This window comes from Gordonia rhizosphera NBRC 16068 (assembly GCF_000298195.1).
GTDB lineage: Bacteria > Actinomycetota > Actinomycetes > Mycobacteriales > Mycobacteriaceae > Gordonia > Gordonia rhizosphera.
The window spans coordinates 1-12,766 of sequence record NZ_BAHC01000134.1 but is presented as its reverse complement, the minus strand read 5'-3'; the positions used below and the strand labels follow the sequence as shown (position 1 = coordinate 12,766).

Annotated in this window: 12 protein-coding genes and 1 pseudogene; 5 read left to right on the top strand and 8 right to left on the bottom strand. The window is 68.1% G+C overall.

The window, feature by feature from the left end:
• Positions 1–644: alpha/beta fold hydrolase (locus GORHZ_RS16765; RefSeq protein WP_006334923.1), on the bottom strand; the 644-nt coding region annotated here is incomplete at its 3' end.
• Between the two features lie 215 nt (positions 645–859).
• Here GORHZ_RS16765 and GORHZ_RS16760 point away from each other — a divergent pair.
• Positions 860–1,099: pseudogene (locus GORHZ_RS16760) on the top strand (zinc-dependent alcohol dehydrogenase); the annotation flags it as partial.
• Between the two features lie 86 nt (positions 1,100–1,185).
• Entirely contained in the window at positions 1,186–2,082 is an 897-nt protein-coding gene (locus GORHZ_RS16755) for an alpha/beta fold hydrolase (RefSeq protein WP_006334921.1), read from the top strand.
• 137 nt (positions 2,083–2,219) lie between these two features.
• Here GORHZ_RS16755 and GORHZ_RS16750 read toward each other — a convergent pair whose 3' ends face one another.
• The 4 genes from GORHZ_RS16750 to GORHZ_RS16735 form a co-directional block, all read right to left on the bottom strand.
• Entirely contained in the window at positions 2,220–3,998 is a 1,779-nt protein-coding gene (locus GORHZ_RS16750) for an NAD-binding protein (RefSeq protein WP_006334920.1), read from the bottom strand.
• 202 nt (positions 3,999–4,200) lie between these two features.
• Positions 4,201–4,833, bottom strand: coding sequence for a LutC/YkgG family protein (locus GORHZ_RS16745; protein ID WP_006334919.1), 633 nt, complete (start codon positions 4,831–4,833; stop codon positions 4,201–4,203).
• The gene (locus GORHZ_RS16740; RefSeq protein WP_006334918.1) at positions 4,830–6,365 is read right to left on the bottom strand and encodes a LutB/LldF family L-lactate oxidation iron-sulfur protein; all 1,536 of its coding nucleotides are present in this window, start codon (positions 6,363–6,365) and stop codon (positions 4,830–4,832) included. Before GORHZ_RS16740 ends, GORHZ_RS16745 begins: the two co-directional genes overlap by 4 nt.
• Complete coding sequence (locus tag GORHZ_RS16735) at positions 6,362–7,102, bottom strand: (Fe-S)-binding protein (protein ID WP_006334917.1); 741 nt, start codon at positions 7,100–7,102, stop codon at positions 6,362–6,364. The genes GORHZ_RS16740 and GORHZ_RS16735 overlap by 4 nt, the downstream gene beginning before the upstream one ends.
• A gap of 176 nt (positions 7,103–7,278) precedes the next feature.
• On the opposite strand from GORHZ_RS16735, the gene GORHZ_RS16730 reads away from it, so the two are divergent.
• Positions 7,279–8,067, top strand: coding sequence for a FadR/GntR family transcriptional regulator (locus tag GORHZ_RS16730; RefSeq protein WP_006334916.1), 789 nt, complete (start codon positions 7,279–7,281; stop codon positions 8,065–8,067).
• Here the strand turns inward: GORHZ_RS16730 and GORHZ_RS16725 are convergent.
• Positions 8,048–8,464 (bottom strand): pyridoxamine 5'-phosphate oxidase family protein, encoded by a 417-nt coding sequence (locus GORHZ_RS16725; protein WP_006334915.1) that lies wholly within the window; start codon positions 8,462–8,464, stop codon positions 8,048–8,050. The two genes, GORHZ_RS16730 and GORHZ_RS16725, sit on opposite strands and share 20 nt — an antisense overlap.
• Before the next feature lie 9 nt (positions 8,465–8,473).
• A complete protein-coding gene (locus GORHZ_RS16720) occupies positions 8,474–9,154 on the bottom strand; it encodes an SRPBCC family protein (protein ID WP_051998969.1) in 681 nt (226 codons plus the stop codon).
• 260 nt (positions 9,155–9,414) lie between these two features.
• Between GORHZ_RS16720 and GORHZ_RS31705 the strand changes: the two genes are divergently transcribed.
• Positions 9,415–11,307, top strand: coding sequence for an NHL repeat-containing protein (locus tag GORHZ_RS31705; protein WP_245551447.1), 1,893 nt, complete (start codon positions 9,415–9,417; stop codon positions 11,305–11,307).
• A gap of 421 nt (positions 11,308–11,728) precedes the next feature.
• Positions 11,729–11,932, top strand: a complete 204-nt coding sequence (locus GORHZ_RS16710) for a YgaP family membrane protein (protein ID WP_006334912.1) — start codon at positions 11,729–11,731, stop codon at positions 11,930–11,932.
• A gap of 16 nt (positions 11,933–11,948) precedes the next feature.
• On the opposite strand, the gene GORHZ_RS16705 is transcribed toward GORHZ_RS16710, so the two are convergent.
• Complete coding sequence (locus GORHZ_RS16705) at positions 11,949–12,749, bottom strand: hypothetical protein (protein ID WP_157205229.1); 801 nt, start codon at positions 12,747–12,749, stop codon at positions 11,949–11,951.
• Between the last annotated feature and the right edge of the window lie 17 nt (positions 12,750–12,766).

Sequence of the window (12,766 nt, the reverse complement as noted above, 5' to 3'; positions counted from 1 at the left end):
GATCCCCCGTGCAGCAGGTCGTCGAGGAACATCGCGCGGAACTCGGGCCGCGACAACAGTTCCCGGTCACCCTGGGGAGACAGCCGGCCGTAGAGCGAGATCGCCGGCTCGGCGATCGGCCGTGCGACACTCAGCACCGAACTGACGACCTTGCCGATGGGGCCGCCGGCCACGCGCACGAGGGGAGCCGCGGCCACACCGATCTCCATCGCGCCGCCGCCGATCGCCTCGGGGCCCACCGTCGGGGCGACACCACCGAGGATGCCGGCCACGACGACGCGCTCGGGAAACGCGTGCGCGACCGCGAGTGCGTACGGGCCGCCGCCCGACAGTCCGATGACGGCGAACTGGTCGATCCCGAGGGCATCGGCGAGGGTGGACAGGTCGGTCGAGAAGTCCGCCACGCAGTCGTATCGGTAGGGCGTGGACGAGCCGACTCCCGGCCGGTCCAGACCGAGGATGCGGATGTCGTTCTCCGCGGCGAAGGCCCGGGCCTCGGTGGGGATCTGCCGTCGTGCGCCGGGTGTGCCGTGCAGCCAGAACACAGCACGGCCGGTGGCCGATCCGAACTCGGCGAATCCGATCCGGCGGCCCTCGCCGACCGCGACGGAACCCTCGATCTTCGGGCGGGCGATATCCATCATGTATCGAGCATCCCACGCCGCGTGTGTCCCGCGTCACGGACACTGGTCATCGGTTGTAGGGTCCGAGGTCCCACTCGACGTGCGGCCGATCATCGAGGTGAACTCTCGAGGTCGCTTCGGCCAAAATCGGTTCGTCGACCGCGGTGACGGCCGAGACTGAGAGACGCACCCGTCGCTCGACCCAGTGGGTGAACGATGACTGATCAAGCTCAGACTTCGTCGGGCTCCCACCCGGGGACTTCCCGGCACCGATCTTCGATGTGGTGCTGAAGGGCCTCACCATCCGGGGCTCGATCGTGGGGACCCGCCAGGACATGGTCGAAGCCCTCGACTTCTACTCGCGGGGACTGATCAAGCCCACGGTCGCGACGACCCGTCTCGAGGACATCAACGATGTCTTCCGGCAGATGGAGGAGGGCAAGATCGAGGGCCGGGTGGTCATCGACTATCGCTGAGCTCAGCGAATTCTCAACAGTGTCCGCGTACCGTCGAGGACGTGAGTGTTCAGTTCCATCGCGGGATCGCCCGCGCAGCCGGTCATGTGCTGCGCCCGTATCCGGCCCGCAACGTCCCGGCCGGGTCGATGGTGGATCTGCCGGGACGAGGGCCGACCTACGTGACCGATTCCGGGCCGAAGGACGCACCCGCGGTGTTCCTGCTGCACTCGGTGCTCACCACCGGCCTGCTGTGCTGGTATCCGGTGTTACCGGAGCTGAACCGGCGCTACCGCGTGATCACGATGGACCAGCGGTGGCACGGCCGCGGGATTCGCTCCGAGAGCTTCTCGCTCGACGACTGTGCCGATGACGTGGTGGCGCTCGCCGACGTTCTCGGCGTCGAGCGCTTCGTCGCGGCCGGCTTCTCGATGGGCGGCGGCATCGCCCAACTGGTGTGGCGGCGTCACCCCGCGCGGGTCGGCGGCCTGGTGCTGTGTTCGACCGGCCCGTTCTTCAGTAGCAACGATCCGGAGTTGCGTGCCCAATCGCACCGCACCGGGCGGGTACTGACGAAACTCAACTGGCTGCAGCCTCGTCCGCGGGTGAGTCGGCTGGACGACACCTCGGGGCATACTTCGGTGTGGGCGATGCGGCAGTTCTTCTCGACACCGCTCTGGCACATGGGTCACTTCGACGAGGGACTCGGCGTATTCGATTCCCGCCCATGGTTGCACGAGATCGACGTGCCGACCTCGGTCGTCGTCAGTATTCGTGACCGCGTCGTCGAGCCGGAACGTCAGCAGCTGCTCGTGGACGGGATCGCGGGGGCGCGGCGTTTCGAGGTCGACGGTGGACACGCGTGCTGCGTTTTGGGCGCCGAGTTCTTCATCCCGCCGTTCATCGAGGCGGTCGACGCGGTCAGCGCGACGACGTGGATTCGTAGCTCCCCGCTGGTCGGTAGCCTCCCCGCCGACCGAGTAGCCTCCCTGCCGACCGAGTAGCCTCCTCGTTGGCTAATCGACCAGCGGAGGATGGGCTCGATACGCCGACTCGGCTGGCGCCTCGTTGGCTCGACCAGCGGAGGATGGGTGTGTCGACCGGGGGTGTGTCGAGCGGCGGGGGTGTCCGGCAGGTGGCCTCAGGCGGCGCCCTGGCGCTGTTGTTCGAGGACCGACAACAATTCTTCGTAGGGCCCGACGAGATACGCGCGATCGCCGGCGGCGAAACTCGTGCCGCGGCGCGGCGGATACTCGAGTGAGCCGTCGGCGCGGGCGATCGCGACGACCCGCGAGTGTGCCGAGAGTTCTTTCATGGCGATCCCGTCGAGTCCCTGTCCTGCGTGGATGGTGAGCCGACCGACCATGAAGGACTGCGCCCGGACCGACATCGTGCCGAGGACCTCAAGGCCTAGTGCGGCGCCGATGAACCACGGGGCGGCCAGCTCGGCGGTGGAGCGGACGTTGCGGAAGCCGAATCGGGCGGTGACGGCTTCGGCCAGCGGGCGGTCGAAAATGCGCATCACGACGGGTACACCGCGCCGTTGTGGGCTGTCGGACCACTTCTGACCCAGGACGCCTCGTGCCGTGATGCCGATCTCCACGTTGACCATGTCGTTGCTTGTCAGGACGGCTACGGCGGAGGCTCGCTCGACCCCGGCATCGATCAGGGTCTCGGGCAGCGTCGCGTCGCCGATGATGATCGGGATACCGAGGTCGTTGGCGGCGGAGATGAAACGGTCCGCCTCCGAGATCTCCACGATCACCACCTTGCGGCCCCGGGCACGCAGTTCGCGTGCGACACGGATTCCGAAGGCGCCCAGCCCGATCACCACCACATGTCCGGACAGCACGCGCGCACGGCGCCGGCCGATCGTCTGGGAGATCCGCCGGGACACCAGGAGTTCGGCGAGGAACGCCATGATCAGGGCGGTGGTGGTGAGGCCGGCGAACATCAGCACGATCGACCAGACCCGCAACCAGGTCGGCTGCATGGAGAAGTTGAAGTCGCCGTACCCGACGGTCGCCACGGTTTCGGTGGTGAAGTAGATCGCGTCGAGGAACGACATTCCCGGCCGCTGATAGCCGAACCGCAGCACCAGCGTCGAGACGAGCAGCAGACCGGCGAGCGCTCCGAGCATCCGAAAGAAGTTCGGGTTGACGTCCTGGACGAAGGACGACACCGCGTGCCGGATCCGTCCGATGGGCCCGACCCTGCGCGGCTCCTGGCCGATCGGCTCGGGGGTGGTCGTGGCAGTGGTGATCCGGTGCTCGGCGAACTGTCGCGGGGTCCCGAGCACGGTCGCCACGTCGCCGGGCCGCACCAGGAAGTCGCGTCCAGGGCACGCGGCCAGTCCGGCTCCGGGGGCTTCCCGACCCTCGCCGGGCACCACGGCCACGGGGGCCAGGTCGCCGAACAGTTCGCGCAGCGTCGATTCCGTTCGCACCGGCAACTGCGCGGCGACGAAGGGCACTCCTTCGATTTCGAAGTGGTACTCCGGGTGACCCATGCACGCCTCGATCACCGACGGCGCCGCGAGATCGGCGATGTCGAAGGTCGCACCGTGGATCTGGCCGGCCGCGAGTGCGCCGCCCACCGTGGGGTTGGCCATCTGGGTGACCACGCGGACGTCCGGCCGCAACTGGCCGGCGGTGAGCGCGGTCTCCAGGTTCGCCGGTTCGTCGTCTTCCACGCACACCACGGCGATGGCGTCGGCGATTCCCGCGTCCACGAGGGCCGCGCTGACGCTCACCACCGCGGTGTGGTGCTCGATGTTCCATCGGCGCAGGGCGGCATCGAGTTCGGGGCCGACGGTCCGGACCACCAGCACGACCCGTTCGCCCGAGCCGATCAGCTGCTCGATGATGCGGACACCGATGGGGGAGAACCCGCACACGATGAGGTGTCCCTGAATCGTCATCGCCGCCCTTGCCTTGGCCTGCTGTCTGCCTTGCCCGCTACCTGTCGACAGCGCTCAGACTAACGTCGATGGCGCCCGATCTGTCCCACCCCGATGTGGACGCGCGACCGTCATGCTAACGCGAGTGTCGCGACCTGCGCGTGAACGTGACGGGTGCGCGTTTCTTCTGGCGCGGGCGCCGGGCGCCGCGCGGCACGGAGCGTCAGCGCGCGATGATGACGTGCAGGGTACGGGGCCCGTGCACTCCCTCGACGCGGTCGAGCTCGATGTCGCTGGTCGCGCTCGGTCCGCTGATCCAGGTCTGCGGGCGGGCCGCGGCACCGGTCGCGATCAGTCGGGCGACGGCCTCGGGGACGTCGCTGACCACCTGATCGGCCTCGACGATGCAGACGTGCACGTCGGGGACCAGCGACAGCGCCCGCCGGCCCTGACCGGGACCGTGGTCGAGGACGATGGTGCCGGTGTTGGCTATCCCGACCGCTGCGGTGGTGACCACCGCGGCGACCGCGTCGAGGCGTGCCGCCGGGAGATCGTCGTCGTCGATCCAGGTCAAGGTGACACCGAGGCGCTGCCGGACCGCGTCGTCGGCGGCGACGGTCCCGTCGACCCCGGACAGTGCTGCTGCCACCGCCGCACCGACACCGTCGGTGGGCACCTGCTCGACGACGGCGCGGTAGTCGGCTACCCGTTCGGCAAAACGGTCGACGAGTCCGAGGTCACCGGTGTCCACGGGTTGTCCGTAGGTCCAGTCGACGGCGGTCTCGGCGACGTCGGCGTCGCTGACGTCGGCCAAGGCGGACCGGATGCGGCCCAGGATCGCTGCGCGCGAGCTCATCGTCGTGTCCCTTCGTCGGTACCGGCCGGCCCGGATGTGGTGCCATCGCCTCGTTCACGTTTCCACCAGTCGCGGAACGACTCCGCGGGTGGCACCGGGGTGTCGCGCGCCGAACTCCATCCCGCCATCGGGCCGGGAATCGCCCCGATGGTCTTGCGGCGACCGAAGAATCGGTGACTGGTCGTGGCGGCCTTCTGCGCGGCCTCCAGACGCCGGTGGCTCCCGAACAGCCACTGCATCCCCTTCATTGCGGCCGACTCGGGTGTCGGGCGCCCCCCGCGGTGTTCGTCGACGACCCGGGTCCGCAAGTGCACCAACAGATCCGGGATCGGGATGCGGACCGGGCACACGTCGAAGCAGGCGCCGCACAGACTGGAAGCGAACGGCAGCGACTGGTCGACCTTGGACCCGGTACCGCGTAGCTGCGGGGTGAGGATCGCGCCGATCGGGCCGGGATAGACCGAGCCGTAGGCGTGCCCGCCGGCACGTTCGTAGACCGGACACACGTTGAGGCAGGCCGAGCACCGGATACACCGCAGTGCGGCGCGACCGACCTCGTCGGCGAGCACGTTCGTCCGGTTGTTGTCGAGCAGCACGATGTGCACGTTCTGCGGGCCGTCACCCGGGGTGACGCCGGTCCAGATCGACGTGTACGGGTTCTCCCGCTCGCCGGTGCTCGACCTCGGCAGCACCTGCAGGAACACCTCGAGATCGGCCCAGGTGGGCAGGACCTTCTCGATGCCGACGACGGAGATCAGCGTCTCAGGCAGGGTCAGGCACATCCGGCCGTTGCCTTCGGATTCGACGACGACCAGGCTGCCGGTGTCGGCGACCGCGAAGTTGGCGCCGCTGATCCCGACCTTGGCGCGGAGGAACTTCTCCCGCAGGTGAAGTCGCGCCGCCTCGGCGAGCCGCTTCGGGTCGTCGGTGAGATCGTCCGGCGCGGGGCGTCCGACCTCCTTCATCCGTCGCAGGAAGATCTCACGGACCTCGCTGCGGTTGCGGTGGATCGCCGGGACCAGGATGTGGCTGGGCCAGTCGTCACCGAGTTGCACGATCAATTCCGCGAGATCGGTCTCCCAGGCATCGATTCCGGCCTCGGCGAGCGCCTCGTTGAGTTCGATCTCCTGGGTGGCCATCGACTTGACCTTGACCACCTCGTCGGAGCCGGTCTCACGGACCAGGTCGATGACGATCCGGTTGGCCTCCTCGGCATCTCGCGCCCAGTGCACCGTCGCCCCGGCCGCAGTGGCGTTGCGTTCGAATTCCTCGAGATAGGTGTCGAGGTGGCGCAGCGTCCGGTTCTTGATCGCCTCGGCGGCCAGCCGCAACTCCTCCCAGTTGTCGAGTTCGCCGACCACGTCGGCTCGCTTGTCGCGGATGATCCCGGTGGCGTGTGCGAGGTTTCGTCGCTGTGTGGTGTTGGCCAGTTCGGCTCGGGCGGCCACGGGGAACTTCGGCATCCCGACGAAGGTCGAGGTCACACCGACATGCGGGTGGGAACTGTCGATCCCGGTACGGGCGGTCGTCATGCCGGCGCTCCTTCGGTCGAGGCGAGAATCTCGGCGAGATGCATCATGCGGATACCCGACCTTTCCCGGGAGAGCAGCCCGCCGATGTGTGCGAGACACGAGTTATCTCCGGCGACAAGCACTTCGGCCCCGGTCTCCTTGACATGGGCGGTCTTGTCCGAGCCCATCGCGACGGATACGTCCGCGTTCTTCATGGCGAAGGTGCCGCCGAAACCGCAGCACTGGTCGGCGGCCGGCAGATCGACGAGGTCGATGCCCTTGACGTTGCGCAGCAATTGCAGCGGTTTGTCGCCGACCCGCAGCATCCGCAACGAATGGCAGGTGGGGTGATAGGTGACGCGGTGCGGGAAGTAGGCGCCCACGTCGGTGACGCCGAGGACGTCGACGAGGAACTCGCTGAGTTCGAAGACCTTGGGTGTCAGCGCATCCACCGCGCTGCGCAGTCCGCGGTCTCCGGCGCGATCGGCGAGGCCGGGATGCTGATGACGTACCGAACCGACACACGAGCCCGACGGTGCCACGATCGCGTCGTATCCGCCGAAGACATCGACGAATTTCCGGACACCGGGGATGGCCTCGTCGGCGTAGCCGGTGTTGGTGAACATCTGCCCGCAGCAGGTCTGCTCCATCGGGAACTCGACGTCGATGCCGAGGCGCTCGAGCAGCAGCAGCGTGGCCTTCGGGGTGTTGGGCCACATCGTGTCGTTGAAACAGGTGGCAAACAGCGCGACCCTCATGACCGGCCTCGCAGACCGTTGTGGGCTGGCCAGGTGTGGCGTGGTGTGTACATGGGCTCCTCGCGAGCAGGGCTGGGCTGAAGTGGTCTGACCTCATGTGGTCTTACCTCATGCCGTACGCTAGGGTGACTGTGGTCACCTGTCAACTCGGGCAGGTCAGTGGAAGGGTTCGGGCCATGTCTGTGAACGAGGTGCGACCGGTCCGTGCCGACGGCGGTGCGTGGCAACCGGTCACGCGTAGTCGCACGTATGAACTGGTCGTCGACGCCGTCGAGGAGCAGATCCTGTCGGGTGCGTTGTCGGTGGGGGACCCGCTCCCGCCCGAGCGGGAGCTGGCCGCGATGCTGCAGGTTTCCCGCCCGGCCGTGCGTGAGGCGCTACGCGTGTTGGAGGCGCAGGGAGTGCTGCGGTCGGCTGTCGGAAGTGGCAGCGGAGCAGGTACTTTCGTGGCGTCGATGCCGGGTGAGGCGCTGAGCCGGTTCCTGCGGTTGCATATAGCGTTGTCGAATTTCGCCGTCGCCGACATCATCGAGGCGCGGGTGACGCTGGAGTGTTCGAGCGTCGCGCTCGCGGCGCGGGCGACGGACCCAGGTCGCCTCGACGACGTGCACCGGGCGATGGATGCGATGGTCGCCGCAGGTGACGACCGCACGGCCTTCAACGACGCCGACACCGCATTTCACACCGCGATCGCCGAAGCCGGCGGCAACCGTCTGGTCACTGCGATGACGGTCGCGATCCGCAATGCCCTGCGGGGTCGAATCCTCGTGGCCTTCCAGGGAATCGACGACTGGTCGGCCCTGCGCGCCGAACTGATGGACGAACATGCCGCCCTCCTGGCCGCGATCGAAGCCGGTGACGCCGAACGCGCCTCGAGGCTGGCCGAGGACCACATCCGCGAGTCCTACGCGAGGTTGCCCGCACTCGACGGCTCGTCGTCGGGTACTACAGCTCCGTCTCGCTGATGATGAACGAGCCCGGACGGTAATCGGAATACCGAAGCCACGACGGACGGATGCGGATGTAGGCGATGTCGGGCCGCGCGGCCCGTTCGCGGCCGTCGGGGTACTGCACAAAGTACGCCTGCTGACAGCGGGCGAGGTCGGGGCCGGACACGATGTCCGCGTTACCTTCACACTGCACGGTGACCTCGTCGTCCCAGCCGACGACGAGCGCGACACGCGGATCGCGCTCGACGTTGGCGTACTTGCGCGAGGTGGTCAGCGTGTCGAACACGATCTCGCCCTCATCGGTCGCCGAGACCCCGACCACCGCCGCCTGCGGCGATCCGCTGTCATCGACCGTGGCGACGACCGCGATCCGGTGTGCGCGAACGAACGCGACCAGTTCGGACAGCGTCACCAGGGGACCTCACGACAACCGAGTGGAAGACTGGGACGAGTCGTGGCACTCGGCCCGATCTTTGACCCCGTGCAACATGTCGCGGGACATCACGAAGTCGGCCGGGACGATGACCAGGTGGCCGAACAGCGACAACCACCACGGTGAGCTGGTCCACCGCGACCGGAAGTGGAAACGGGTGCGCCGCCCGCCGTCAACGGGTGTCAGGACGAACGCCCACGACCAGTCCACATCTGCCCTCGACCGCCATTGGCGGGGCAGGTGACTGGTGGAGTGCAGCACCAGTGCGTGCTCGGGGTCGACCGATACCACGATGAATCCGCATTCGGTTGCCGGCGGTCCGTCCGGCACGAAGTCCCCTACGTCGAGCCGCTGCAGATCCGGGACGATCCGGTCCACGCTGGGACCGTTGGCGGGGAACAGCAGTCGGTCGACCCATCGGGCGGTGTACCAGCCGCCGCGGCCCCAACCCATCTGCACCAGCCATGGCCAGACCCGGGCCGGCGGAGCGTCGATGGTGATCGCGTGATCGGTGCTGACCCCCGGGTGGCTGACCACGTCGTCACCGGGTAGCTTCCGACGACGTTCATCGGCGGTGGAGCCGTACCCGCGGCCGAGTCCGATCAACGTCATCTCGGCGACGCCCAACGCGGCGAGACCGCCAGACAGAGCCCACCGACTGCGCTTCATGAAGTCAGTATCCGCGTCAGGCGGCCCGCCGGTCGGGTTTCCGTACTGACGGGGCGTGGGTACGACTGTGCCAATTGCCGCGAATCCTGTGCCGTCGTCACATACGATCCCAAGGAACGGTTTCGTCCAACCCTGCACGGCGCATGCGCCCTTCATGGCCCGACGCGCCGGGATCAAGGCGGTTCACCTTGCATACCAAGGTCTCTGCAACGAACGTTGCACTGCAAACCATCCTCGGAACCGATGTGCGACGACGGACGGTGTTCCGAATCGCACTCGCCTTGTTCGCGTCGATGATCCTCGCTCTCGTCGGCCCGGTGTCGGTGCCCTCCTTCGGCGCGCCCGTCTCCGCGGTCGGCGGCGCCATCCACCCGTCAGCAGGCGGCGGAGGTGGCTGGACGGTCACCGCGGCCATCTCCGGCGGACCCTACGAGACGGCGCGTGTAGTCGGGCGGACGACGTCGGCGGCCAACGGAACCTTCAGCGTCCCCGTCTCCGCCCGGCCGGGCCCGAACGCGGTGCTGTACCTGACCGCGACGGCACCCGGGACGGGTCCGCGCCCGACCTTCGCGACCGTGCTCGCCGACGGGTACTCGGGGCGGGCGGTCCTCAACGAGCGCACCACCGTCGCGACCGGGGTCGCGATGGCCCAGTTCATCAGCCGCACCGGCATCGCGGGCCGCGCGCCCGGCGTCGTCAACGCCGCGTCGATGGTGCCCAACCTCGTGAACCTCGCGACCGGTGGGCTCGGCCGGGTGATCACCAGCCCGCCCAACGGCGGTCAGACCTCCACGCTGGCCACCTTCACCTCGATGACCAACATGCTCGCCGCGTGTGTGGCGTCGCGCCCGGCGTGTGACACGTTGCGTTCCGCCGCGACCACGCCCGGCTGGGCGGGACCGGCCGACAGCTTCCGGGCGTTCGCCTCGATCACCCGAAATCCGAGCAACAAGCCGGTCCAGCTCTTCGCTCTCGCCAAGGCCCGCCCGGTGTTCGGCCCCGGACTGCCGGTACCGCCGACCTCCTGGACCATCGCGCTGCGGTTCGACGGCGGGGGCGGACTGCTCGACGGTCCCGGCAACTTCGCGGTCGATGCCAAGGGCAACCTCTGGGTGAACAACAACTACGTGTATCACGCCGATCCGCGGGTCGGCTCCTGTGCCAGCGACCTGCTGTTCAAGTTCGGTCCCAACGGGAAGATGATCGACGGCTCGCCCTACCGCGGTGGGGGACTGTCCGGCTCCGGCTTCGGCGTGACCCTCGACCCGGCCGGCAATGCGTGGGCCACCAACTTCGGCTTCGCCGCCCCGCCGCCCGGGTGCCCGCAGAACCAACAGCCACCGCACAACTCCGTCTCCAAGTTCACGGCCTCCGGGGTACCGATCACCTCGTCGACGGGATACACGCAGGGCGGGCTCGACTGGCCGCAGGGAGCCACCTTCGATCGCAAGGGGAACCTCTGGATGGCCAACTGCGGCGACGGCACGGTCACCCTCTACCCCGGTGGCGACCCGACCCGGGCCCGCAACCTCAAGGCAGGTCTGAGGCAGGCCTTCGGCGTCGTCGACAACGGCAAACACGTCTTCGTGACGGGCATGGTCAGCAACAACGTCGCCGTGTTCGACTACGACGGCAGGCTGATCCGGCCGGCGGCCACCGGGATCTTCCAGAAGCCGATGGGTATCGCCAGCGACCGGGCCGGCAACGTGTGGGTGGCCAACTCCGGGGCGGTGACCCTGCCGTGCCCGCAGCGACCGCAGACACCGTCGACGATCGGTTCGATCAGCCTGATGAGTCCCGGCGGCAAGCCGGTGGCCGGGCCGTTCTACGGCGGCGGCGCGACGCTGCCGTGGGGTATCGCGACCGACGGTGACGGCAACGTATGGGTGGCCAACTTCGGCGCCAAGCGGCTCTCGCACTTCTGCGGCGTGAACATCGGCACCTGCCCGCCCGGGAAGAAGACGGGCCAGGCGATCTCACCGCAGCTGACCGGATATGCCTTCGACGGACTGACCCGCAACACAGGTGTGGTCGTCGACCAGGCGGGCAATGTCTGGGTGGCCAACAACTGGCTCGAGATTCCGCCCCAGACCAACCCGGGGGGACATCAGATCGTCGCGTTCCTGGGGATGGGGGCACCGACGCAGCACTGATGCCCGCGTTCTGCCGGCGAGTCGGTCCCGCCGGCGCGCAAACCACTGCTGCGCCAGCGGGATCTGCCACCTCCGCATCAACTCGTCGGCGTCCTCGGCGTGCCTCGACGCCAGCGTGCGATCACCGACGGCGGCGGCCGCGAAGGCGAGGAAGATGTCCACCGGCCCGTTGCCCGAACCGGTTCCGGCGCTGACCGAGTGCCCGGCGAGTGGCGCCATCAACTCGTAAGCCCGCGCAGCGATTCCGGGCATGTCGAGGTGCAGTGCCACTTCGGCCGCGGTCGCCCCATTCCAGGAGCGAGTACCGGTAGTCGTGGTCGAGGGAACCGTTACGGTGCTCCACGATGGTCCGGGCGGCCCCGATTGGCTTTCTAGATACCCCCGGGGGTATAGTTGCGGCCGAAGAACGAAAGGACTGTTCATGACCATCGATCGTGCTGTGCTGACCATGGCCGGAACCGTTGTGCTGATCTCGGTGCTGCTCGCCGCCCTCGTTTCCAACTGGTGGCTGCTGCTGACGGTGTTCGTCGGCCTCAATCTCATCCAGTCGGCATTCACCGGGTTCTGCCCGGCTGCCCTGATCTTCAAGAAGTTGGGGCTCAAGCCTGGAGTCGCCTTCGGGTGAGCGTGATCACCTCATGTCATGCCGCGGGACGGGTGACGATGTTGAGGATGTCCTGCGAGGCCTGCTGGATGTCCCGCATCACGCTCCCCGGAACGGTGGCTGCGTCATCCGTGGCCGTACGTGCCGCCGGCGCCGGCATTACGCTTGCCGCAACCTGATTGACCGTCTCGTTGACCACCGCGGTGACGTCCGCGGCCTTGTGCTGGATGTCGGCCACACCCTGCTGGATGTCGGCGACGCCCTTCTCGATTGCCGCGATCGGCGCGGGGACCGGCATCGGCGCCGCGGCGGAAATCTCGGCATCGGCGGCCGCGCTGCTCCCGAAGTCGCTGCTCCCGAAGCCACCGGTGCCGGAGCCCGGAACCAGATCCGGGTCGATCGGCCGGAGGGCGTTGGCAATCAGGTCGCGCCCGCGAAGCATTGCGGGGATGACGCCACCCTGCCCGCCGACCATGAAGTTCCAGGGCTTGAAGAAGGGGGCGTCGATCGTGACCCCGGTCGAGTTCCCACCGAGCAGGCCAGGCAATCCGAATTGCGCTGTCACGCCCACGGAACCGATGATCGGAAGCGACAAACTGAGCCCGATCGGACCCACCTGGACTCCGTTCAACAGGGCATCGAGAAGCCGGGGAGGCGCATTGAGGATCTCGCTGGCGACGGTGAGCCAGTCGCCGAGCACAAGGGAACCGAGGAACCGCACGCCGATGGCGCCCGCGACGATCCCGACCGACGCGACCGTGCCGATCAGCGCCGGCGCGACCCGAAGCAGTGCCAGCGGCACCGCGCGGAAGAGATTGCCGGCGGTGTTCGCGGCCACGGCTGCGAAGGCGCCCG